At 60.3% G+C, this 23,015-nt stretch carries 25 protein-coding genes; 7 read left to right on the top strand and 18 right to left on the bottom strand.

Annotated features, from left to right (window positions below; all coding sequences use genetic code 11):
* Position 1: 1 nt before the first annotated feature.
* From mreD to SFU85_11775, 10 genes are all read right to left on the bottom strand, one after another.
* Positions 2 to 547 (bottom strand): rod shape-determining protein MreD, encoded by a 546-nt coding sequence (mreD, locus tag SFU85_11820; protein MDX6767465.1) that lies wholly within the window; start codon positions 545 to 547, stop codon positions 2 to 4.
* 2 nt (positions 548 to 549) lie between these two features.
* The gene (mreC, locus tag SFU85_11815) at positions 550 to 1,608 is read right to left on the bottom strand and encodes a rod shape-determining protein MreC (GenBank protein ID MDX6767464.1); all 1,059 of its coding nucleotides are present in this window, start codon (positions 1,606 to 1,608) and stop codon (positions 550 to 552) included.
* A 78-nt stretch (positions 1,609 to 1,686) separates the two neighbouring features.
* Entirely contained in the window at positions 1,687 to 2,712 is a 1,026-nt protein-coding gene (locus tag SFU85_11810) for a rod shape-determining protein (GenBank protein MDX6767463.1), read from the bottom strand.
* Positions 2,713 to 3,243: 531 nt separating this feature from the next.
* Positions 3,244 to 4,572 (bottom strand): M24 family metallopeptidase, encoded by a 1,329-nt coding sequence (locus SFU85_11805; protein ID MDX6767462.1) that lies wholly within the window; start codon positions 4,570 to 4,572, stop codon positions 3,244 to 3,246.
* Positions 4,573 to 4,575: 3 nt separating this feature from the next.
* Positions 4,576 to 6,642, bottom strand: a complete 2,067-nt coding sequence (locus SFU85_11800; protein ID MDX6767461.1) for a carbon starvation CstA family protein — start codon at positions 6,640 to 6,642, stop codon at positions 4,576 to 4,578.
* 204 nt (positions 6,643 to 6,846) lie between these two features.
* On the bottom strand, positions 6,847 to 9,711 hold the full coding sequence (gene polA / locus SFU85_11795) for a DNA polymerase I (GenBank protein MDX6767460.1): 2,865 nt from the start codon (positions 9,709 to 9,711) through the stop codon (positions 6,847 to 6,849).
* A gap of 104 nt (positions 9,712 to 9,815) precedes the next feature.
* Positions 9,816 to 10,385 (bottom strand): PrsW family glutamic-type intramembrane protease, encoded by a 570-nt coding sequence (locus SFU85_11790; protein MDX6767459.1) that lies wholly within the window; start codon positions 10,383 to 10,385, stop codon positions 9,816 to 9,818.
* A 158-nt stretch (positions 10,386 to 10,543) separates the two neighbouring features.
* Positions 10,544 to 11,008 (bottom strand): heavy metal-binding domain-containing protein, encoded by a 465-nt coding sequence (locus tag SFU85_11785; protein ID MDX6767458.1) that lies wholly within the window; start codon positions 11,006 to 11,008, stop codon positions 10,544 to 10,546.
* A 6-nt stretch (positions 11,009 to 11,014) separates the two neighbouring features.
* Complete coding sequence (locus tag SFU85_11780) at positions 11,015 to 11,329, bottom strand: YbjQ family protein (protein ID MDX6767457.1); 315 nt, start codon at positions 11,327 to 11,329, stop codon at positions 11,015 to 11,017.
* Positions 11,330 to 11,402: 73 nt separating this feature from the next.
* On the bottom strand, positions 11,403 to 11,882 hold the full coding sequence (locus tag SFU85_11775) for a DUF309 domain-containing protein (protein MDX6767456.1): 480 nt from the start codon (positions 11,880 to 11,882) through the stop codon (positions 11,403 to 11,405).
* Between the two features lie 68 nt (positions 11,883 to 11,950).
* On the opposite strand from SFU85_11775, the gene SFU85_11770 reads away from it, so the two are divergent.
* The 5 genes from SFU85_11770 (at position 11,951) to SFU85_11750 (ending at position 15,696) form a co-directional block, all read left to right on the top strand.
* Positions 11,951 to 12,595, top strand: coding sequence for a hypothetical protein (locus SFU85_11770; GenBank protein MDX6767455.1), 645 nt, complete (start codon positions 11,951 to 11,953; stop codon positions 12,593 to 12,595).
* Positions 12,585 to 14,069, top strand: coding sequence for an NAD(P)/FAD-dependent oxidoreductase (locus SFU85_11765; GenBank protein MDX6767454.1), 1,485 nt, complete (start codon positions 12,585 to 12,587; stop codon positions 14,067 to 14,069). Before SFU85_11770 ends, SFU85_11765 begins: the two co-directional genes overlap by 11 nt.
* Before the next feature lie 41 nt (positions 14,070 to 14,110).
* Positions 14,111 to 14,341: a hypothetical protein gene (locus SFU85_11760; protein ID MDX6767453.1), complete on the top strand. Its 231-nt coding sequence runs from the start codon at positions 14,111 to 14,113 to the stop codon at positions 14,339 to 14,341.
* A gap of 66 nt (positions 14,342 to 14,407) precedes the next feature.
* Positions 14,408 to 15,256, top strand: coding sequence for an MqnA/MqnD/SBP family protein (locus SFU85_11755; protein ID MDX6767452.1), 849 nt, complete (start codon positions 14,408 to 14,410; stop codon positions 15,254 to 15,256).
* An 11-nt stretch (positions 15,257 to 15,267) separates the two neighbouring features.
* Entirely contained in the window at positions 15,268 to 15,696 is a 429-nt protein-coding gene (locus SFU85_11750; protein MDX6767451.1) for a CAP domain-containing protein, read from the top strand.
* A 19-nt stretch (positions 15,697 to 15,715) separates the two neighbouring features.
* Here SFU85_11750 and SFU85_11745 read toward each other — a convergent pair whose 3' ends face one another.
* Both SFU85_11745 and SFU85_11740 read right to left on the bottom strand, forming a co-directional pair.
* Complete coding sequence (locus SFU85_11745) at positions 15,716 to 16,123, bottom strand: PIN domain-containing protein (GenBank protein MDX6767450.1); 408 nt, start codon at positions 16,121 to 16,123, stop codon at positions 15,716 to 15,718.
* Between the two features lie 15 nt (positions 16,124 to 16,138).
* Positions 16,139 to 16,351 carry a hypothetical protein gene (locus SFU85_11740; protein ID MDX6767449.1) on the bottom strand — a complete coding sequence of 71 codons (213 nt, stop codon included), beginning with the start codon at positions 16,349 to 16,351 and terminating at the stop codon, positions 16,139 to 16,141.
* Between the two features lie 121 nt (positions 16,352 to 16,472).
* Here SFU85_11740 and SFU85_11735 point away from each other — a divergent pair, with 121 nt between their 5' ends.
* A complete protein-coding gene (locus SFU85_11735; GenBank protein ID MDX6767448.1) occupies positions 16,473 to 17,867 on the top strand; it encodes a hypothetical protein in 1,395 nt (464 codons plus the stop codon).
* Positions 17,868 to 17,882: 15 nt separating this feature from the next.
* Here the strand turns inward: SFU85_11735 and lpxA are convergent, their stop codons facing one another.
* The 3 genes from lpxA to SFU85_11720 all read right to left on the bottom strand — a co-directional run bounded on the left by lpxA (position 17,883) and on the right by SFU85_11720 (position 20,361).
* Positions 17,883 to 18,650, bottom strand: a complete 768-nt coding sequence (lpxA, locus tag SFU85_11730; protein ID MDX6767447.1) for an acyl-ACP--UDP-N-acetylglucosamine O-acyltransferase — start codon at positions 18,648 to 18,650, stop codon at positions 17,883 to 17,885.
* Positions 18,651 to 18,741: 91 nt separating this feature from the next.
* Complete coding sequence (locus tag SFU85_11725) at positions 18,742 to 20,052, bottom strand: bifunctional UDP-3-O-[3-hydroxymyristoyl] N-acetylglucosamine deacetylase/3-hydroxyacyl-ACP dehydratase (protein MDX6767446.1); 1,311 nt, start codon at positions 20,050 to 20,052, stop codon at positions 18,742 to 18,744.
* A gap of 93 nt (positions 20,053 to 20,145) precedes the next feature.
* Positions 20,146 to 20,361, bottom strand: coding sequence for a hypothetical protein (locus tag SFU85_11720; protein ID MDX6767445.1), 216 nt, complete (start codon positions 20,359 to 20,361; stop codon positions 20,146 to 20,148).
* Between the two features lie 159 nt (positions 20,362 to 20,520).
* On the opposite strand from SFU85_11720, the gene SFU85_11715 reads away from it, so the two are divergent.
* Positions 20,521 to 20,937, top strand: coding sequence for a secondary thiamine-phosphate synthase enzyme YjbQ (locus tag SFU85_11715; GenBank protein ID MDX6767444.1), 417 nt, complete (start codon positions 20,521 to 20,523; stop codon positions 20,935 to 20,937).
* Positions 20,938 to 20,968: 31 nt separating this feature from the next.
* Here the strand turns inward: SFU85_11715 and SFU85_11710 are convergent, their stop codons facing one another.
* The 3 genes from SFU85_11710 to SFU85_11700 all read right to left on the bottom strand — a co-directional run bounded on the left by SFU85_11710 (position 20,969) and on the right by SFU85_11700 (position 22,997).
* Positions 20,969 to 21,376 carry a dihydroneopterin aldolase gene (locus tag SFU85_11710; protein ID MDX6767443.1) on the bottom strand — a complete coding sequence of 136 codons (408 nt, stop codon included), beginning with the start codon at positions 21,374 to 21,376 and terminating at the stop codon, positions 20,969 to 20,971.
* Positions 21,377 to 21,402: 26 nt separating this feature from the next.
* Positions 21,403 to 22,455, bottom strand: coding sequence for an HAD hydrolase-like protein (locus tag SFU85_11705; protein ID MDX6767442.1), 1,053 nt, complete (start codon positions 22,453 to 22,455; stop codon positions 21,403 to 21,405).
* An 83-nt stretch (positions 22,456 to 22,538) separates the two neighbouring features.
* The gene (locus tag SFU85_11700) at positions 22,539 to 22,997 is read right to left on the bottom strand and encodes a L,D-transpeptidase (protein MDX6767441.1); all 459 of its coding nucleotides are present in this window, start codon (positions 22,995 to 22,997) and stop codon (positions 22,539 to 22,541) included.
* Between the last annotated feature and the right edge of the window lie 18 nt (positions 22,998 to 23,015).

Here is a 23,015-nt window from a genome sequence, read left to right as displayed (position 1 = left end):
ATTAGTCCTCAGAATCCTCTCTCAGTCTATCCAAGAGCCAAAATAAGGGAATCGCCAACGCCGAGTTCAAAGCCGCCTTTACCATCTCATCCATCACATCGATCGAAGGCGCCAAGCCCAATAGGGCCTTCATCATCACCCAGTAAAAGAACTGGTGAAACAGGAAGAAAAACATGGAAAGGCCAAAGCGCATCGCCGGGTTGTTCACATCAAAGCGCAGGCTGACACTCGCCGAAAAATAACCCACCAGCGTTTTCACAATGCCAAAAATCCCCAGCGGCTGTTGGGAGAGCGAGTCCTGCATCAAGCCAATGGTGGCCCCAATCGCAATGCCGGCGATTGGCTGCCGCTTCATCAACGAAAAGTAGATGGTCACCAGCAGGGGGAAGGCCAGCACTTGGCTCCACTCCACAAATCGCCGCAAGAAGACATCGAGCAGGACGCTCAACAGCGGGATCAAGAAAAACACGATGGGCCGGAAGGAAGAAGTATTCTTCTTTCGCCGCCCATCCAGTAGATGAGAATCCGAATAATCCGGGCTCGCCACGTTCAGTTCTTCTCCGGGGCGGGCTTGGGAGTCTTCGGCGCATTGAAATTGGGGATCTTTCCCCCGGCTCCAAACGTCACGCCCTGCTCCGCACCTAATTCTTTATAGCGGTTCAACAATCGGTCGGCATCGGTCGTTGGCCCTACGCCTTCGCTTGAGGTGGAAGCTGGGGCTGTCGCGGGAGTGGGGCTAGCAGGCACGGGGACCGCGTCACCGCTTCCTTCCGGCGGCGGCAACGGCTTAGCCATGGGCCCTTCGCCCGTTTGTAAGTTCCACTCGGGCAATTGCTGGTGCACGCCCTCCAGCACCACCAGCACCTCTTCCAAGCCTTTGTCGAAAGCCGTTGGCGCTATGTAAACCTCCTTGAAAAGCTTCCCCGGTTTCGCCACGCGCACCGTGCCAACCGGCAAGCCCTTCGGGAAAATTCGGTCATCTCCCGAGGTATAGAAAACTTCGCCTACCTCAACCGTCTGCTCGTTCTGAATATAGTCCACCAACAGCTGATTGTTCCCCTGCCCTTTGGCCGTTGCGTGAATTCGGGTCTTATTGGAAATCACCCCGCAGGCAAAAGTGGGGTCGGTGATCATCACCACCATGGAACCCGTCGGATAGGCAGATGTTACCTTCCCTACGATTCCATCTGGCGTAATAACGGCCATCCCTCGCATCACCCCGGAGGTCGAACCGCGATCAATGAACACCACCTTCGAACTGGCGCCGGCGCCCGCGCCGATAATGCGTGCCCCAATCGTTTTCGAAGGGTTCCGCTGCACAAAGGCCGCCATCGCCTCCGCGCGCTTCGCCGTGGCCAGCTCTTCCCGCAGATAGTGGTTTTCCAACTTTGTCTTGTCCAGTTCCGCCTGCAATTGCTTGTTCACGGAACGCACATTCCACAGTTCCCAATACTCGCCCGCCAAGCCAATCGTATTGGCCCGCACCCCCTCCAGCACGCGTGCCAACGGCGTGATGGCCGTCACCGCCCACACCCGGATCAGTCGCACATCCTGGTTATTCTTCACCTGCACGGCCAGCAACACCAATTGCGCCAGGAGCACAATCACCAGGACTGTCAGATTGCGATATCGGGTTAGGAATCCTTCCATAAGCGCTTGCCCTTCCGGGCCGCAAACTACCCTCGCTTACTCAATCGCAATCCGCCGCAGCAGCTTGAAATCGGAAAGCATTTTCCCGATGCCCAGCACCACGCAGGCCAGCGGATCTTCGGCAATCGACACCGGCAATCCCGTCTCCTGACGGATCCGCAAGTCCAGGTTTTTGATCAACGCTCCCCCGCCCGTCAAAACAATTCCGCGATCCGAAATATCCGCGGAAAGTTCCGGCGGCGTGCGCTCCAGGGCCACTCGGATGGCATTGACAATTGTGTCTACGCCTTCTTTCAATGCTTCCCGGATTTCTTCGTCGCCAATGCCCACCGTCCGCGGAATGCCCTCAATCAAGTTCCTTCCCTTGATTTCCATCTTCAAGGGCTTATCCAAGGTAAAGGCAGAACCCAAATTTATCTTGATCTGTTCGGCTGTTCGTTCCCCCACCAACAGACTGTACTTCTTTTTCAGATATTGGATAATCGCATCGTCCAATTCATTGCCCGCCACGCGCACCGAGCGCGAATAGACGATGCCCGCCAACGAGATGACAGCCACGTCCGTCGTGCCGCCGCCAATGTCCACCACCATGTTGCCGCCCGGCTCGGACACCGGCAAACCCGCCCCGATCGCCGCCACCATGGCCTGCTCCACCAAGTGCACTTCGCTCGCCTTGGCCCGGTAAGCGGAATCAATCACCGCACGCTTTTCTACTTGCGTAATCTCGCTCGGTACCCCGATCACAATCCGCGGGTGCACCATCATCTTGCGGCCATGCGCCTTTTGGATGAAGTAATTCAACATCCGCTCGGTCACCTTGAAATCCGCGATCACCCCGTCCTTCATCGGCCGAATGGCCACAATGTTGCCCGGCGTGCGGCCCAACATCTCTTTGGCTTCTTTGCCCACGGCTTCCACTTCGCCGTTGGTCTTGTTGATCGCGACAATCGAGGGCTCGTTCACCACGATCCCTTTGCCCTTGGCATACACCAGCGTATTCGCCGTCCCCAGGTCAATGGCCAAGTCCGAGGAAAATAAACTAAACAACGAACGTATGTTCATGAAAACGAAATAGTTATAGCTTTCCGGAAAATTGCGAAGCCCACCGCTCGTCTACGGCGCGCGGCTAGCCCTAGTTTGAGCGTAGCAACACCGCCTGAAAATTGCACCAACACTGAAAAATTTGGTGCCGATTGCAATACCCTCTTTTGCGGGTAGCCCCAACCCTCACCAAACGTTGAGATTTCCCACCCCCGCAGGCTTTAGTCCCCTAGGCGAAAAAGGCTACAAATGAACTCACTAGAGGAAATATCTCGCAATGCTTATCGCCAACGAAGACTCGTCCATACCCCCCGCGGGCCCGACTTTGTGCCGCGAAGTCGGCAAAGACTGCAAGAGTTGCGTCGCCTCGAACGCCTCTACCCTGGCATTTCTATGCCCCTCCCTTGAACCATCGGCGGCGCAGCACTTTTTCTTCAAAATTTATCCCTCGCCCGGCTGCTCCCCCATGGCGCGCAGCTTTGTCCGGGAGTACCTCAGCGCCATTGAACCCGTTTTCGAATCTGCTTTCGAACCCGTTGTCGAACTATGCGCTTAACGAATCAAGTGGTATTGCTCTTGCCGGCGCAAAATCCAACTCACCTTGCCGTCCGGGCCCAGCATCGCATCCTCTTCCATGCCCACAAACAGTTCCTGTCCGTCCCATTCGGGTATCGGGGTCCGGCACGAAAGCTCAATCGAAAACCAAGTTTGGGGCTCCAGTTTCACATCGCCTCGCCCCGGCACTCCCTGCTGCCGGTCCCACAACCCAATCAACGGGCCCGCACCATGTCCGTGGTCCCCGATCGGATGCGTATAAACCGTACCCTTAATTCCCAAGGCGCGAATCTCCGCCAAGGCTTCGGCCAATACTTCGTTGCCCGTCCGGCCCGGGCGCATCTTCGCCAACACGATGTCCTGCATCTTCTTGGCATTCGCCAAGGCGGCCAGAATTCCGGGCGGTGGCTGTTTTTCCCCCTCCCGCAAAACGTAGCCCACATGCTGGGTGTCCGTAGCCAAACGCATCGCCGTTAGGCCATAGTCCACCCACAGCACATCACCCCGCTCAATCACTGTCGGCGCGTCCTCGCTCAAAATCTGCAGCGCCTTGCCCCGCTTGCGCTGCACGCGCAACGAGGGTTGAAACCAGTTGCCAAAGCCGAGCCGCAAGTTTTCCTGCCGCAACCACCAGATCACGTCCTGGTCCGTCGTCTTGCCCGGTGTAATCACTTCGCGCGAAAAAGCCCGGCTGATAATCCAGTGCACATACTCCTGCATCCTCCGGTATTGCGGCATCATTTCCGGCAGGCGCAAGGCCACAAAATCCAGCGCCAATCCTTCGCTCCGCACCATCTTCGCCCGGTTCTCCTCGCCCAGCGCCTCTTCGAGTTGCTCGCGCTCGCCGGCGCTTAGCCCGTCGGAAAACGCGTGGGTGTGGCTAATGTTCACGGCAATGCGCTTCGGCTTGCGCTGGTCCACCAGTTTCCGCAGCAGCGTCCACTGAGAGTCTCCGTACAGTTCAATGCCGCTATCCGGATCCCGGTACACCTCATAAATTCCGCCTTGCGAACCTCCGCCCAAGGCCAGCCGCTCTACCCCTTGCTCCGGCCCACGATCATGAAAAACATAAATCGTGCGCCGCCGCGCCGCGAACATGGTGGGCGAAACCATGGAATAGAACACCGGGTCTTCGTTGTATTCGCGGCTCACCACCAGCCACATATCCACCCCGTATTTGCGCATCAACGGCGCCAGGTTGCGCTCCAGGCGGGCTTTCACCCATTCCTGCTGCACCGCCGCCTGCTCCCGTAGCGTGGGCATCGCCATGGGGCGCTCTCCCGCCTGTGCCTGCACCAGCAGGGCAAACAATACGGCGCTGGTCATGGCCTATACCTCTTCCGGCCGCAATTGCGACATTACGAACGGCGTTTCGGTGCTCTTGTTCTCCCGCGCACCACTCAACACGCCCCACCAAGCCCGGCCCGATTCCACCAGGATGATCGCCGTCAACACCAGGAACAGCCCGCAAACTGCTGCGTCCATGCGCTCATTGAAGATCAGCTGCTTCAATTGCACCGCGTTCGCCGGATTTGCCGCCAGTTGGCCCTCCAAAAATTCCGCGCGCGCCAAAAATCCCAAACGCGGATTCTCGGCGAAAATTTTGATCCACCCCGCCGAGAACGTCACGCTGATCATCCACGCCAAGGGCAAACCCGTCACCCAGGCGTACTTCCAGCGGTACATCTTGATCAGTACTGTCGTCGCCAAACAAAGCGCAATCGTTCCCAACAACTGGTTCGCAATCCCAAACAGCGGCCACAGGCTATTGATGCCCCCCAAGGGGTCCATCACGCCCTGGTACAAAAACCATCCCCAGGCCGAAACCACCAACGCACTGGCCACCACCACGCCGGGTATCCAACTCGTCCGGCCAAACGGCTTATACACCTGCCCAATCAAATCCTGCAGCAGGAAGCGGCCCACCCGCGTACCCGCATCAATGGTCGTCAGTATAAACAGCGCCTCGAACATGATGGCGAAGTGATACCAAAGCGAGAGGGCGGACTTGCCGGGGATGACCTGGGCGAACATGTGGGCCATGCCGACGGCAAAGGTGGGGGCGCCGCCGACCTTGCCGATGATGTGGGGTTCACCGAGGTCGCGGGCAAGCTGGTTCATTTGCTCCAGTGTGACGCTGTAAGCCGGGCCATAAGAATTGATGGTGGCGAGCTGGGCCGCGACTGCGGAGGCATTGTTGGGGTCGACCGGGGCGTTGATGGCGAAGTAGACCCCGGGCTGGAGGGCGCAGGCGGCGATGATGGCCATGAGCGAGACAAGCATTTCCACCACCATCGAGCCGTAACCGACGAGGCGGATGTCGCGTTCGCGGCCGAGCAGCTTGGGGGTGGTGCCGGAGGCTATGAGGGAGTGGAAGCCACTGACCGCGCCGCAGGCAATGGTGATGCAGACAAAGGGGAAGGCGGGTCCGGGGACGACGAAGCCCCCGCCGTGGATGAAGGGGGTGAGGGCCGGCATGTGCAGGGGAGGCGCGAGGATGACTATGAAAACAGCGAGGACCGCCACCGTTCCGAGCTTCATGAACGTGCTCAGGTAGTCGCGGGGAGCGAGCAGCATCCAGACCGGGAGGACACTGGCGGCAAAACCGTAGATCATGATGGCCCAGGCCAGGTCGGTGGACTTGAGGGTGAGGGCGGCAGTCAGTCCCGGAGGGAGGTATTTGCCGGCGACGACGGCGGCACACAGACCGAGCACACCGAAGACCGAGGCGGCGGTCACGCTCGCTTTGCCGCTCTTGATCATCAATCCCATGGCAAAGGCCAGGGGAATGGTGGCGGCGATGGTGAACAAGCCCCAGGGACTTTCGGCCAGGGCCTTGACCACGACCAGTCCGAGGACCGCCAGGAGGATGGTCATGATGGCAAGCAGGCTGACCATGGCGACAAAGCCGATGACCGGATTGAGTTCCTCCTTGATCATCTGGCCGAGGGATTTGCCGTTGCGGCGCATGGAGGCGAAGAGAATGACGGCGTCGTGCACACCCCCGCCGAGAGTGGCGCCAATAAGGATCCAGAGCGTGCCGGGCAGGTAGCCGAACTGGGCCGCGAGCACCGGGCCGACCAAAGGGCCGGGGCCGGCGATGGCGGCGAAGTGGTGGCCGAAGACGACCCAGCGGGGTGTGGGCACGTAGTCCTTGCCGTCCTGGCAAGTGACGGCGGCCGGTGCGCGGGAGTCGTCGAGGGTCAGGACCCGGGCCATGATCCAGGCCGAATAGAAGCGGTAGGCGACGGCGAAGGTGCAGGCTCCGGCGACAACAAGCCAGAGTGCGTTGACGGGTTCGTTGCGTTGGAAAGCGGCGATACCCACCGCGGTAGCACCGAGGAGGGAGATGGCGGTCCAGAGCAAAATCCGGAGGAAGCGGGCGGGTTTGGCCATACGAGGAAACAGGACTCTGGCCCCCGGCATCGGGCAAGAAAAGCCCAAAGGAAACGCCGGGGAAAAAAGAGGAATCAGGATCCGTCCAAATGTCTATCTTCCAAGAGTGGCTCAGCGGGAGCTTCGCCCTCCCGCAAAGAAAAAACGGCGCCCAGTCACCGCTTCGCGACCTTCGCGTTCTTCACGGTGAGAACAGCCCTGGCTTCAGTGCGCTTCGAGCCAGTTGCTTCCGGTGCCGATTTCGATTTCGATCGGGACGACTTTCGAAACTTCCGGCAGGGCGTGGGGCATGATTTCCTGGAGCAACTCGCGCAGGGTTGCTTCTTCACCCGGGGCCAGTTCGAAGACCAATTCGTCGTGCACCTGCAACAGCATCCGGCTTCTGACTGCTAACTTCTGCATGCGTTCGTGGATTCGCGCCATGGCGATTTTGATCAGGTCGGCCGCGGTGCCTTGGACGGGCATGTTGATGGCGTTGCGCTCAGCGGCCCCGCGCACGCTCTGGTTGGCGGAGTTGATGTCGCGCAGGGGACGGCGACGGCCGGTCAGGGTTTCGACGTAGCCGTGTTTCCGGGCGAAGGCGATGGTTTCGTCCATGTAGGCCTTGATACCGGGGAAGGTGTTGAAGTAGCCGTTGATGAGTTCAGCGGCCTCGGTGCGGGGGATGTGGAGTCGTTGGGAGAGACCAAAGGCGGAGATGCCGTAGACGATGCCGAAGTTCACCATCTTGGCTTTGCCCCGCATGGCTTTGTCGACGTCCTCCAAATGGACGCCGTAAACCTTGGCCGCGGTGGCGGCGTGGATGTCGTGACCGGCCTTGAAGGCGCTGATCATGGCTTCGTCGCGTGACATGGCGGCGATGAGGCGGAGTTCGATCTGCGAGTAGTCGGCGGAGAGGATCTTCCAGCCCTTTTCCCCCGGCACGAAAGCCTTGCGGATCTCGCGGCCCATTTCCGTACGAATGGGGATGTTCTGGAGGTTGGGATCGGACGAGGCCAGGCGGCCGGTGCTGGTGGTGGCCTGGTGGTAGGTGGTGTGGACGCGGTTGGTTTTTTTTGAGACCTCGTTCGGCAGGGCATCGACGTAGGTGGACTTGAGCTTGGTGGCCGCGCGGTAGTCAAGCAGACGGGCGACGATCGGATTGTCGGCCAGGTCGGTCAGGGTTTGCTCGTCGGTTTTGTATTGGCCGGTGGCGGTCTTCTTCGGTTTGTCGATGAGCTTGAGTTCATCGAAGAGGACGACGCCGAGTTGCTTGGGTGAGCTGAGGTTGAATTCGTGTCCCGCGGCGGCGAAAACGTCGGCCCGGGCTTTTTCAATTTCGATGGCCAATTGCTGGGAAAACTCCTCCAGGGCAAAGATGTCGATGGCGATGCCGGCGGATTCCATGGCGACGAGTGCGGGAAGGAGGGGCATTTCGACCTCACGAAAAACTTTTTCCTGTTGGCGTTCCTGGAGCAGGGGGAGGAGTTTCTCGCGGAGCTGCCAGGTGACGTCGGCATCTTCGGCGGCGTAACGGGCGACCTCGGCCGGGTCGGCTTCGAGCATGGTGCGCTGTTCCTGGCCTTTTTCTTTCTCGCCGATGAGGGTGGTGATGGAGATGGGGCGGTAACCGAGATAAACTTCGGAGAGAAAATCCATGCCATGGCGCTGGTCGGGCTCGACGAGTGCGTGGGCGATCATGGTGTCGAAGAGTTGGCCTTTCACTTCAAGGCGATGGGCGGCGAGGACGGCAAGGTCGAACTTGAGGTTGTGGCCGGTGATTTCGCGAGAGGGGTCGGTGAAGACCGGGGCGAATTCGTGCAGAATGGCCTCGGCTTTTTTCCGTTCGGGGGGAAGGTGAAGAAACCAACCGGTGCCCGCCTGCCAGGAAAAGGCGAGGCCGACGAGGGTGGTGTCCTTGGGGTCGAGCGAGGACGTTTCGGTGTCGAAGCAGAAGGCTTGTTCCTTCTTCAACAGTTTGATCAGTTCGGCGCGTTCAGATTCCGTGGTGGCGCGGCGGTAGTCGACGGTGACATCGGCGATGGTGCGGTAGACGGTGGTGTCGATGGTCTCCGGTTTCTTGTTTTCGGTTTCCTGTTTGCGTCCAGGTTTGCGGTCAGGCTCCGACTCCAAACTGAATTCCGCTGTCGTCTGTCCTCCGTCCTCCGTCCTCCGGGCGGCATCCGCCGCGCCCGCACCGCGGGCGACCTGGAAGGTGTCGCCGAAGACTCGTTTGCCGAGGGTGTTGAATTCGAATTCGGCGAAGAGGGCGCGGAGGGCGGGTTCGTCCGGGGCGCCGACTTTTAATTCATCCCAATGGGGATCCATGGGCACGGAGCAGTTGATGGTGGCGAGCTGGCGGGAGAGACGTGCCTGGTCGGCGAATTTCTCCACGCTTTCCTTTTGTTTGCCTTTGAGTTGGTCGGTGGAGGCGAGGAGGGCGTCGAGCGAGCCGAACTGGGCGATCAGTTTGGCGGCGGTTTTTTCGCCGATGCCGGGAATGCCGGGGATGTTGTCGGAGGTGTCGCCCATGAGGCCGAGGAGGTCGATGACCTGTTCCGGGCGTGCGATGCCCCAGCGGGCGCAGACTTCTTCCGGGCCCAGGATCTCGGTGTCCGCGCCCTGGCGTCCGGGTTTGTAAATGAAGGTGTGTGCGTCGACGAGCTGGCCGAAGTCCTTATCGGGAGTGACCATATAGGTGGTGAAGCCGTCCTTCTCGGCCCGTCGGGCGAGGGTGCCGATGAGGTCGTCGGCTTCGTGGCCATCGAGTTCCAGCACGGGAATGTGGAAGGCGCGGACAAGGGCTTTGACGTGGGGGATGGCGGCGGCGAGGTCCTCGGGCATTTCCTCGCGCTGGGCCTTGTAGGCGGGGAAAGCGGTGTGGCGGGCGGTGGGGGCGGCGGTGTCGAAGGCGACGGCGAGGTGGGAAGGTTGGCGGTTCTGGAGGATGTCGAGGAGGGTGTTGGTGAAGCCGAAAGCGGCTGAGGTGACCACGCCTTTGGAATTGACGATGGGTCGGGTGGCAAACGCGAAGTGGGCGCGGTAGACGAGTGCCATGCCGTCGAGGAGATACAGAGTCTTGGAGGACATCGGGAGAGTTTACCGCGAAGCGTGCGGAGGGCGCGAAGAAAAAGGCGGGGAAGACAGATGAGCGAAATGGAAATGAAAAAGCGGGGAAAAGAGGGCCGTAGGGATCAGGCTTTGGGGAAAAGGAAGCTGTCGCCGAGGATGGCAAGGAGGTTGTAACCCCCGTGCAGGACCATGGCGGTGGCGAAGAAGGGGTAGGCGGTATCGAGGTCGGCGGTGTGTCCGGTGCGGATATCGCGGTGCCAGATGCGCATGAGACCGAGGGAGGCGATGGCGCTGCAGACCAGATGCAGTGCGGTCGGGGCGGTCCAGCGGAAGAGGAGGTAATCCATGGGGTGTTTCAGACGGGCCACATCGACATAGACATGGACGTAGAGAAGGTTTTCGCAGACGGCGAAGATGAAGGCGGAGGCTATGACGACGGCGGCCAAGGCCGGGCCCGAGTGGAGACGGTAGGGGCATTTTTCCAAGAGGTAGATGGCACCGGAGGCCTTGAGGAGTTCCTCGCAGACGGGACCGAAGACCAGGGTGTTGAGCCAGCCCCAGCCGGAGTTTTCCGGGAGGATGAGGTTGACCAGGAAAGCGCCGGTGACGGCGAAGAGTCCCCCGAGGAAAGCGGCGGCGAGGTGGGTGAGGCCGTCGCCCAGAAGGCTGTTTTGGCCGCGCTGCCGAAGCATCCACGCCAACCGATGAGATTGCGCTCTACCTCCAAGATAGGATTCGCTGGCTACCGAGTCTCGCAGGCGCTCGGCCTCGTCACGATTCGCGTCTTGTGAGGGCGGCCTGGTTGAGGGCTGGAAATGCGGTTCGTGTCGGATGGAATGGAGGTCGTCGCTCATTCCGCGAGAAGGGCGGTGCCGTAGGCGATGACCTCGACCGAACTGGGCTGGCCTTTGGTGTTGCCGATGGTGCTGGTTTCGAGCCGGACATTCCAAACCGCGTTGGTCCCGGCGGCGCGGGCTTCTTCGAGCATGCGGACGATGGCCTGGCGGCGGGCGCGTTCGACGAGGGTTTCCATGCTGCGGATGCGTCCGCCGAAGAGGTTGCGGAGCGAGGCGGCGTAGGTCTTGAAGTAGTCGGTGGAAATGACCGAGATGCCCCCGACAAGTTGGGCCTTGCTGGCATTCCAGTTGGGGGGAAGGGTTTTGAGATTGCTGATGAAAATACCCGAGAGTTCCTTTTCCTTCTGGTCCAAGTATTTCAAATGGGCTTTCTCGCGGGCCGAGCCGACGAAGTAACCGACGCCGAGCAGGACGGCAAAGAAGCCGATGTTGATGATGAACTCGATGAGGTCGCGCATGGTGGGTCAGCCGACGACGACGGCCGTGCCGTAGGCGTAGAGCTCGGCGGCTCCGGTGGTGACGGACGTGGTGGCGTAGCGGACATTGACGACGGCATTGGCGCCGAGTTCCACGGCTTGGGAGATCATGCGTTCCGTTGCTTCCCGGCGTGATTCGACCAGGAGTTCGGTGTAGCCCTTGAGTTCCCCGCCGACGAGATTCTTGAGGCCTGCGGCGATGTCGCGTCCGACGTGTTTGGCCCGGACAGTGCTGCCTTGGACCAGACCTTTGACTTCGACGATTTGGTAGCCGGGGATGGTTTCGGTGTTGACCACGATCATGGGTGGAACGTTAGACCCGGATGGGGGACTGGCGAGATGAAAATAGGGGCTTCTTACAACTGTTTCCTATCGGTCATGATGGATCCGGAGGATCAGACGGTGCGGGCCAGGGGAGATGGGGAGCGGTGCTGGTGGACCAGGGGTTGGTGGTGCAGGCGGAGGCTTCCAGACGCTCGAGAGTGGCTTGGCAGAGGGATTGGAAGGCAGCCAGATCGAGGTCCTGATGGCGGGGACCATAGGGAGCGGTGTTCTTCAGGGCCAGCCGGAGGAGGCGGGTGGCGGGGGCGAGTCGCTGCCCGTGGACGCTGTGGGAGGGTTCGGCGTGGTGCAATTTTAGGTGGACGAAGGCCCCGGCGGCCTGGATGAGGCCCTTGTAAAAAGCGTAGTTGGGGCCGGTTTTGCCCCCGGCCAGCCAGAGTTCTTCCAGGACATCGTGGGCTTCGTAGTAGAGCTGGCGGTTGAAACAGGAAAAATAGGCCACGTAGTGCGGATCCCAGACGGGGTGGTGGCAGCCGGCCATCAGCTCGAGGATGCGCGGGGACTTCTTGCTCACCGGATGAGGATAACGCAGGAGGGTTATTTTGCACTTCAAACCGGAGCGGGGTCGCGCATGATGATCAGGTGTATCAGCGACTCAATGCCTACCGGGTCCCCATCAATGTCTCGATCCTAGACAACAGCGCTGAAAAAGTGCTGTCGGAATCGGGGGATGCGGAGAAGTTGCTGGAAGCGCTGGGTTGGGGCCGGGAATACCTGGGTTTTGTCCTCGCGGGACTGCCCCCGGTCAAGGACAGCAAAAAGTTCATCCAGATGATCAAGGACCAAGAGGTGCGCAAGCGGATGAAAGAGGAGCGCACCGCCAAGGGATATCCCGACTGGGTGACACCCCGCAAGGGAATCAAGGGGTGGATGCAAAAGAAATTCAAGGACCCTAAGGAACTCCAACTGCCCATTCTCATGGATATCTTTGTCTGGCTGCGCGAACAGCCACGTTACCAATTGTTGGTGGCGATGCATGATGCCCTCCTGAGCCAGGTGTCCTCGGCCGAGCCGCGTTTGATCGGGAGTGACCACCAGCTGAACGAGTTTGTCCACCCACTGGCCGAGTTGATGCAGGCCAAAGACATGGCCCGGGCCGAACGGTTGCGCGCGGCCCTTGGCAGTCCCCTGCCTTCTGTCTCGCCCGCCTGCTTGATTGACGACATCACCGGGAACGTTGTCAGCTACGACCGCAAGAACGGCGTGGGGTATTTCTATGGCGGGTGATCCGCCACGGGGGCAGGTGGTGGTGGCCGGAGCCGGGCCGGCCGGGTTGACCGCTGCCGCCGAATTGGCGGAGTCCGGCTTCCACGTCGACGTCCTGGAAAGGGATCCGGAATACGTGGGCGGCATTGCCCGCACCGTGCATTACAAAGGATACCGTTTCGACATCGGCGGACACCGGTTCTTCAGCAAGAGCGCGGAAATCACCGCATGGTGGCGCCAACGCCTTCCGCACGACTTCATCCAGGTCCGGAGGATGTCGCGCATCTACTACCGGGGAAAATTCTTCGACTATCCGCTCAGGGCCCTCAATGCCCTGACCAACCTCGGGGTCTTCACCAGCGCCCTCTGCATGCTCAGCTACCTGAGGTCACGGCTCTTCCCCATCCATCCGGAAAAGTCGTTTGCCGACTGGGTGAGCAACCGTTTCGGGAAGCGACTTTTCCTGATTTTTTTCAAGACCTACACCGAGAAAGTCTGGGGCATGCCGTGCGAGCAGATTTCGGCCGATTGGGCGGCGCAGCGGATCAAGGGGCTTTCCCTGATCCGCGCGGTCTGGCACGCCCTCTTGCCGCAAAAAAAGCAATCCGGCGGGGCGTTGGTCAAGACCCTCATCGATTCGTTTGAATACCCGCGTCTCGGGCCCGGGATGATGTGGGAGAAGACGCGCGACGATCTCCGGAACGCCGGTCACGGGGTGCACTTGGGCACGGCGGTCGAAGCCATCCTCCACCAAGGAGGCCGCGTCAACGCCTTGCGCACTCGGGATGCCCACGGCCACGCCCGAGAATGGGCGGGGGATGCCTTCATTGTATCGCTTCCCCTGCGTGAGACGGTTCTGTTGATGGAGCCGCCCCTGGCGCCCGAATTCCAGGAGGCGGCACGCCGGCTGCAATACCGGGATTTCCTGACCGTGGCCCTGATGGTGCGGCGGACCGGGTTGTTCCCGGACAACTGGATCTACGTCCATGACCCCGCGGTCAAGCTGGGCCGGATCCAGAACTTCAACAACTGGAGTCCGGAGATGGTGCCCGGCAGCGACACCACCTGCCTGGGATTGGAGTATTTCTGTTTCGAGGGCGACGGGCTGTGGTCGATGGACGACCCCGCGTTGATCGAGTTGGGAAAAAAAGAACTGGCCCAACTGGGGCTCGTTCGCGCGGAGGAAGTTTTTGACGGCTGCGTGGTCCGCATGCCCAAGGCCTACCCGGTTTACGGCCCCGGCTACCAGCAGGACGTGGACCTCATCCGTCGTGGCCTGGCCCCGCTGGCCAATCTCCAGGTGGTCGGCCGCAACGGCATGCACAAATACAACAACCAGGACCATTCCATGATGACCGCGCTGCTGGCGGCACGGAATCTGGCCGGGGAGCGGTTCGACCTGTGGAAGGTCAACACCGACGCCGAATACCATGAGGAAGGGGAAAGCGGATCCCAGGTTAAAGGACGGTTGGTGCCCCGGGCGGTCGATTCCTGAGCGCGCTTGATCCCCGGCCACCCCGGGCTAGGTTGATCCTGATGTCCGAAGACTCCCCTTCCAGCCGAAAAGAGGCCGCCGCACGCATCCTGGCATCGCCGAAGAACTTCAAGGTCTGCGAGTGCTGTGGCTCCATCGTGGTGCAGAAAGCCGCCGTCTGCCCGAACTGCAACGCCTACCGCTTCGACCCCCAGACGACAGTGGTGGTCCGGCAGGCCGAACTCCTGGCCAGCCGCGACCCGCTCTCCATTGATAAAATGGACTATCAGTGAATAAGTGGATGGCAGATGGCGAATAATTGAACTCAAACCCTAATACTTAAAAATTAAAACTTTCTCATGAAAATCAGCTTGGGCCACAGCCCGGACCCCGACGACGCCTTCATGTTCTACGCCATGGCCCGGGGCCTGGTCGACACGAGTCCCTATCAATTCGAACACATCCTTCAGGACATCCAGACCCTGAATGAGCGGGCCGGCCGGGGGGAATTGGATGTGACCGCCGTCTCGATCCATGCCTGGGCCCACCTGACGGAAAGCTACGCCCTGATGCCCTGCGGGGCCAGCATGGGTGACAACTACGGTCCGATGTTGGTGTCCCTGCGGCCCTTGGTGCCGGCCTGTGAGTTGCCGAACCTGCGCATCGCCGTCCCGGGCAAGCTGACCAGTGCCTTCCTGACCCTCCAGCTCTTCCTCGGGCGGAAGGACGCGGAGATCGACACCGTGGTGGTGCCGTTTGATGAAATATTCGAGGCGGTGCGAACGGGCCGGGCCGATGTCGGACTCATCATCCACGAAGGGCAGTTGACCTATGCGCGCGAAGGGTTCCACCTCGTGGAGGACCTGGGGCAATGGTGGTTCCGCGAGACGAAGGGACTTCCGCTGCCGCTGGGCGGCAACGTGGTGCGCAAATCTTTGGGTGCGGAACACGTCCGTGCCGTGACGCGCATCACCCGGGACAGCATCCGTTACGGACTGGAGCACCGGGCGGCGGCGGTGAAGCATTCCTTGCCGTTGGGCCGCGGGCTGGATGAGGCCGAAGCCGACCGCTTCATCGGGATGTATGTCAACGAGCTGACCCTGGACTACGGGGAGCGCGGGCGCGCGGGCATCCGCGAATTTCTGCGACGGGCCCACCAGCAGGGCCTGATCCCGGAGCCGGTGGCCTTGGAGTTTGTGGAGATTTGAAAAGCACGGGGATGAAAGAAGCCCTTCTTTTGCTTCTGCTTGCCCTGGGGTCGGCCGGTTCAGCCATCGCGGGGGCACCGGTCGGATTGTTGGATCAGATCAACGCCGCGCGTAGCGAAGCAAGCCTGGCGGCGGTCCAGGCGGACCCGGTACTGGACGAACTGGCCGGTGTATGGGCCGGGCACGCCGCAAAAAACGAATCCATGGCCCACCGCAAAGATCTGCCGGCGTTGGCCCGGGAAAAGGGCTGGCGGTTGTTGAATGAGAATATCTATGCCGGCACCGGGCCGGTGGACGCCGCCCGTGTGCTCCGGGCCTGGAAGAACAGCCCCGGCCACTGGCGCAACCTGATGAATCCCGCCCTGACCCATGCCGGCTTGGGCGCGTCCGTCAGTGCCGGAGGAGAGACTTACGTCGTCTTCAACGGCGCGGTGCGGTAGCACTACCGGGTGGTCCGGGTTAATCCCAGGAATGCAGCTTCACTTCCTTGAAGCGCTTGAAATCCAAGTCGAAGCTGGCAATGGCAACTCCCTCGGCGAAAGCTTCTGCGGCCAGCATGGCATCGCCGAAATCCACATTTTTGGATTCCACCCGTTCCAAGGCGTCCAGAACAAGAGGCTCTTTTTCCACGAGGAAGATTCCCGTCTGGAGGAGGTTTGCCAACAGGCGGGCTGCCGCGGGACGCGGAATCTTGTAGGAGGCCCGCAAGGCGTAGAAAGCCTCGGCCAGGGTGAGAACGGATACAGCCAAATCCAGTTCCCGGCGCTCTGCCCGGGTGAAGAGTTGTCTGGCTTGGGCAGATTGGACGGGCTCGTCGTTCCTGAGAAAGCGCAGAATGACGTTGGCGTCCAGATGCAGGCGTTTCATGGTCCCGGGACAGGATTACCTGCCCCAAGCGTTCCGCGCCTTGATTTTTTCTTTGGGATCGCGGGGAGTTTGGGTTTTGGCCGAGCCAAAGAGATCCTTGAGATGGGGCGCGGGCCGGACCCTGGCCGAGCCGTCCGGGCACGATTCCCAGATCACGGTCCGGGAATTCCACTGCTTGCGGAATTTTCGGGGAACGGTGGTTTGTCCCTTACTGGTGATGGAAGTCATTACCATACTCAAAAAGTAATGCGCTGGCGAAGAATGTCAATGCTGCGAGGCAGCAGGGTGAGCAGTCGGTGGAAGCGGAATTGGGGGTTTTCGTTTCCTCGGGAAATGCTATCAAGGGATTATGAATCGGATTCCCCTGGTGGCGCTGTTTCCCTTGTTGTTGATGGCGGGATGCGGCGGCACGCCGAAGATTGACCGGGAATTGAAGGCATTGAAGGAAATGGGGAGCCCGCTGACCTTGGAGGAGATGGGGATTCCCAAGGGGAGAGTGATCCATCCGGACCGGGAAAAACTGATACAGGCGGCGGGAGAGTTGAAATCGATTCGGAAAGACACCGAAGCGCTGTACAAGTTGTCCAACAATTTACCGACAGGATCGGGATGGAAGGCGCTGGTTTATCAGCGCCAGGATGTGGATTGGAAAGTCATGAAGGAGACCGCTGAACGTCTGCGGCCCTGTCTGAACAAGTTCCCCGGCCCATTGCCTGCGGGGGAACACTACGAACTTCCAGACTACAGCCAAGGGCCGCTCACCAAACTGGACCTGCTTTCACCCGCTTTGGATTATGCCAAGACGCGGGCCAGGTTGGCCTATGTGGAAATACATGAAGGGAAGACCGGGGAGGCGGCCCGGGGCGTGGCCACGGCAAGGACAACCGTGCGTTCGATGATCCAAGGTGATTTATTGATCGAACGCTTGGTATTGGTGTCGGTGGATGGACTTCTTGCCGAAGTCACGCGGGAAATACTCGAGCATCCCAAATGCAAACTGGAGGATGTTTCGGTATTGGAAACGGCTTGGGCTGTCAGCACGACGCCTGAAGATATACGCAGAACCTGGAGAATGGAACGGGTCTGTTTCTGGCCATGGTTCCGGAAGATCTATCAAGGGGACAAACATTTGATTGATAATTTTTATACATCCATGGGTGGAGGGTCCGCCCTTAACGGAGTTCTTTGGAAATGGTGCGGATGGTTGTTTTCAGATTCGGACGGAGAGGCGTATTTGCGTTCTTTCCGGCGCCTGGAGGTGAGCTTGGGCGAGTGGTGCCGGACTGGTGACCACCGCACGGTACGACAGACGACCCGGAGCATTGAGGCGGAAATCAACGGATGGGACAGCTGGGGCCGATGCGGGCACTTGCTGACCTCCCTGGCCATGCCGGCGGTGCTCAATGCGCAGGACACCTTCGTGTTGGGCATGACCCAAGAGCAACTGGTGCGTACCGCGGTGGCGTTGAAGCACTATCAATTGAAGAATCGAGAACTACCTGCCGATCTGGAACCGTTGATACCCGGATATCTCAGCTTGGTGCCGGTCGATTGGATGGATGGTTATCCCCTGCGCTACCACAAGACCGCATCCGGGGGCTTTCTGCTCTACAGTGTTGGGCTGGATGGAGTGGATGATGGTGGAGACGGACATTCCGTGGCGGTGGTTGCCGGGAAGCCTGATTACCGCCCCAAGTCCGTCAAAGACATCTTGTGGCTGCGGACCTCTGAGGCGACCCGCTGAATCTGCCTGATTCTTTTATCGGATGATGCCGCGTTTGGTGGTGCGGACGAAGTCGACCATGTGACGGACTTCGGTGACCGAGCCGAGCTGGTCCTCGATCTTCTGCATCGCCTGGCTGGTGTTGAGGGTCTTGTCGTAGAGCAGGCGGAGGGCTTTCCGGAGGGCGGTGATGGTCTCGTCGGGGTATCCCCGGCGCTGGAGGCCGACCTGGTTGATGGCCCGGACCTCCGCGGGGTTTCCATCGGCGACACAATAAGGCGGGACGTCCTGCACGATTTTGGAGCACCCGCCGACGATGCTGTGGCGGCCGACGCGGCAGAACTGGTGCACCGCCGCCAGCCCGCTGATGATGGCGTAATCCTCCACGGTGACATGGCCGGCCAGGGTGCCGTTGTTGGAGAAAATGCAGTGGTTGCCGACGATGCAGTTGTGGGCCACGTGGGCATAGGTCAGGAAAAGATTGTCGTGCCCGATGATGGTTTTTTCCCCGATGGCGGTTCCGCGGTTGACGGTCACATATTCGCGGAACTCGTTGCGGTCGCCGACCTCGAGCAGGGTGGGCTCACCGGTGTATTTCAAATCCTGGGTTTTGCCGCCGATGGAACAGAAGGGGTGGAACAAATTGCCGGCGCCGAACGTCGAGGGTCCCTGCAGGACGACATGGGACATCAGGCGGCATCCCGGCCCGAGAGTGACGTGATCGCCAATGACACAGTAGGGTCCGGCTTCGGTGTCGGGAGGTACCACGGCACTTGGAGCAATCAGGCAGGTGGGGTGGATCATGGAAAGACCGGATGACGGAGGATGGAGGGCAGAGGACGGCGGGGGCCTGTTCCCGAACCTGAAAACTGAAATCTGAAACGGGAAACCATGATTACTGGATGGCGAAGGTCATTTCGCCTTCGGAGACGACTTCGCCGTTGACGGTGCACTGGCCGACGGCCTTGGCGATCTTGCCGCGCGACTTGGTCAGCTCGACCTGGATGATGAGGGTGTCGCCGGGCGTGACGGGTTTGCGGAACTTGATGCCATCGGCGCTCATGAAGAAGCCGATGCGGCCGGCCTCGTCCATTTTTCGCAGGAAGAGGATGCTGGCGAGCTGGGCCATGGCTTCGATCTGGAGCACGCCGGGCATGACCGGCAGGCCGGGGAAGTGGCCCTGGAAGAAGGGTTCGTTGATGGTGATGTTCTTGACCCCGACGGCTTTGTTCTCGCCCTCGAATTTGAGCACGCGGTCGATCATGAGGAAGGGATATCGGTGGGGCAGGATCTTCATCACCTGGTTGGTGTCGAGCGCGCCCTCGCCCACCGGGATGTTTTCCACCGGCATGAGGGTGGAAAGGTATTTGCGGTGGCTTTTGGCGATGGCTTTGGCCATTTCGACATTGAGCGCGTGGCTGGTCTTGGCGGCCACGATGTGGGCCTTGAGGCGGAGGGGGAAAAGGGCGAGGTCACCGACGATGTCGAGGATCTTGTGGCGGGCAAATTCCTCGGGGTAGCGCAGTGGGTCCTTGCTCAGGACGCTGTCGCCGCGGATGACGATGGCGTTTTCCAGGCTGCCGCCCTTGATCAATCCTTTTTCGAGGAGCGGCTGGACTTCCTCATAAAAAACGAAGGTGCGGGCGCGGGCGATCTCGGCGGCGTAGGTCTCGGGGGTGATCTCGGTGCTGAAATACTGCGTGAAGAAGCCGGTGTGGTTGGCGTTGGTGCAGGAGACCTTGAAGCCGTCGTGTGGGAAAGCGGCGATGTAGGACCCGTCCTTGCCCTCGACGACGATGGGTTCCTTGAGTTCGTAGGAGGTGCGGGGGGTCTCGAGGACCTTGCGTCCGGCGTGGGAGAGAAGCTGGAGGAAGATTTCCCCGCTGCCGTCGCCAATCGGGGGTTCGTTCGAGTCCATGTCGATGAAGGCGTTGTCGATGTCGCACCCGCGCAGGGCGGAGAGGAGGTGTTCGACGGTGTGGATCTTGATGCCGCCGTGGCTGAGGGTGGTCGAGCGTTCGACCTGGTTGACGAGGTCGACATGGGCGGTGAGGGTGGGCCGGTCCTTGAGGTCGACGCGGCGGAAGATGTAACCGGCGTCCGCCGGGGCGGGGCGGACAGTGAGGACGACTTTATTTCCGGTGTGGAGGGAGGAGCCTTCGACGGAGGATTCGCGTTCGAGGGTGGTTTGATAAGAGACGGGCATCGTGGGGTTGTAACACGCGAAAAATGCCATTGGCAAGCGGTGCCTTCCTTCCGTCACAAAGCCGGGGGGAGAAAACGGCCCCCGCTTGGGGGATTAACTGCGCAGATGGACCCGGGTCCGGCCGAGGGCCTCGCCGTAGCCGTAGGCCAGGGTGACGGCGGGAAATTGGCGTTTGGTCACCGGCTCGACGATCCGCTCCGAAGGCTGGAGGCGGCCTCCGGCCCAGCGTTCATGCAATTGCGACAGGCTCAGCACCTCCGTGGGGCGGTCCTGCGGGCAAAACACAAACAACATCGCATCGGTGACCATAGTCGAGGAAGACGGTAGGCAGCTTGTGTGCCAAAAGCGTTCCCTCTTGGAAAAGCTGGCAAGACTTCCGGGTGGCGGGTTTGTTCGGATCACAATGGAAGTGATCGTGACATCATTCGGACTCGCGCAACCGGGCTCATGCGGGCATGGTTTTTCCTGATGAAGACCCACCGCAAAGAACTGTGGTTCAACGTGCCCGCCCGCCGCAAGATCGTTCGCATCACCGGGGAGGTCGAGGAAGCACTGCGTGAAAGCGGCATCCGTGAGGGCTTGTGTCTGGTCAACGCCATGCACATCACCGCCTCGGTCTTCATCAACGACGACGAATCCGGGCTGCACCACGATTACGAGGTCTGGCTGGAGAAGCTGGCGCCGGAGAAGCCCCACGGGCAATACCGGCACAACGGGGCCGAGGACAATGCCGATGCCCACCTCAAACGGACCCTCATGGGCCGGGAAGTGGTGGTGGCGGTGACCGGTGGGAAACTGGACTTCGGCCCCTGGGAACAGATTTTTTACTACGAACTCGATGGCCGCAGGAAGAAGCGGGCCCTGGTGAAAATCATCGGGGAGTGAAATCTAACCAGACAAAAAGAGTTTAACCGATTCAGTCTGTTTCCGGTGTCCGGAACTTCTCCGCGGCTTTCGGGGCCTTGATTTTTTTGCGCTTCCGTTTGATCGAGAGACTGACGGCCTCGGCGTCGGGGAGGATGAATTTGCGGATTTCCAGATCTACGGCGAAGAGGGCGAAATCACGCAGGATGACGGAGGCGATATCCTCGGCCAGGGTTTCGAGGAGGCGGCGGGGCCTGGCCCTGGCCACTTCCTGGATGCGTTCGCTGATATTGAAATAATTGGTGGTGAGGTGGATGTCATCGGCGGCGGCGGCCTGGGGGACGGTCTCGGCCTTGAAGGACAGCGTGATCTCCACAACTTGCGGGCGTGCGCGTTCTTCGTCGGGAACGCCAAGGTGGCAGGGAACGCGGAGACGGTGGATGGTGATGCGATCGGACATAAAAATCCAGTTTCAGGTTTCTGGTTTCAAATTTCAGGTTTCCGATTCTTCCAAGCCTCCAAGAGAATGCGGGTGGGTTGGTTGAGGTCGAGGCTGAAGGCTTCATCGATGGAGACCCAGCGGAAGGCGTAGGCTTCGTCGTTGAGGACCACGTCGGTGCGGTCGGTCCATGCGTAGTAGTTGAGCAGGACGAAGTGGGCTGGTTTGAAAAACTCCTTCGAACCGATGCAATCCTGAACCAGGGCGAATTCGACCCGGTGGAGCGTCAGGCCGGTTTCCTCGCGGATTTCGCGATGGAGGGCGTCGAGGGCGGGTTCGTCCGTCTTGATTTTTCCTCCGGGGATGCCCCACTTGTGGCTCCATTTGTGGGTTTGGATCATGAGGGCACGGCCTGCGGGATCGAAAATGAGGGCGCCCACGGTGGCGATGGGGAATCGGTCGGGCTCGCTGCGGTGGCGGTCAAGGTGGGAGAGCAATTCGGGAAGGCCGCGGAAGACATAGTCCGGGCCACAGGCGGAGAGTTTGGCCAGCGAATCGTAGCCGGTGAGGACGGCGGCGCTGCGTATGCCGCCGTGTTTGGCCGTCTCGATGTCGTGCTGCATATCACCGACAAAGAGGGTTTCGCGGGGATCGAGGTCGTGATCGAGGAGTATCTGGTGGATGGCCTTGCGCTTGTCGAGGATCTGGACGTAGGCCCGGGTGAAGTATTCCTTGATGCCGAGCCGGGTGGCCTGGACTTCGAAGTGCTCGGCGTGGATGGTGCTGAGGAGGAAGATCTTCATCCCGCGCCCGCGGCAGTGCTCGAGGATGTCGCGCGCGCCGGGAAGGAGGGGGATGTCTTCTTGCAGGAGCTTGAAAGAGCTGTGGTAGTAGTGGTCCAACTGGACCATGGTGGCTTCAGGTAGGTGGATCTTGTAGAATTCGGTGAACGGGAGAAAAAACTTTTCCCGGAATTCCTCCGCCGACCAGGCGGGTTTGCCGTATTGGCGGAAGATCTCATTGGTGGCCTGGAGGACGGGCGCAAAGTCATCGGCCAGCGTGCCGGACCAGTCGAAGATGATGTTTTTGATGACGGACATAATTCACCGCGAAGGTCGCCAAGAACGCTAAGTCAGATGCCCACAAAAACAAGAAGCCTTCGCGAACTTCGCGTGCTTCGCGGTTAGTCCTCCCGGATTTCGACCGGGGTGGCGGGGGGGACGAGGTCGTAGAGGGCGAGGATGTCGTCGTTTTTCAAGCGGATGCAGCCGTGGCTGGCGGGGGTGCCAATTTTCTCCTCGTGGTTGGTGCCGTGGAAGTAGATGTAGCGGTTCTTGGTGTTGAGGTTGTGGGGCTCGTCACCGGCCAGCCAGAGGATACGGGTGAGGATGAGGTCGGATTCTATGGACAGCCCCGGCTGCCAGACATCGCCGGTGGGAACACGGGCCTTGAAGACAGCACCCCAAGGGGCACCGCCGCCAATTTTCTCGTCGATATGGAACAAACCGAGCGGAGTGCGGAAGCTGCCGGGGATCTCGCCGGTGCCGAACTGGGAGGTCGAGACAGGGGCGGACCAAAGAAGGGCATCGCCGTCGCGGAGTTCGACGGTCTGGCGGGCGATGGAGACATTGAGGCGGGGCATGGAGAGCAGGAGCAAAGT

The organism is Candidatus Methylacidiphilales bacterium, from assembly GCA_033875315.1.
Lineage (GTDB): Bacteria > Verrucomicrobiota > Verrucomicrobiia > Methylacidiphilales > CAZTYG01 > JANRJG01.
The sequence above is the reverse complement of the archived record's forward strand: the minus strand, read 5'-3'. Positions and strand labels throughout refer to the sequence as shown.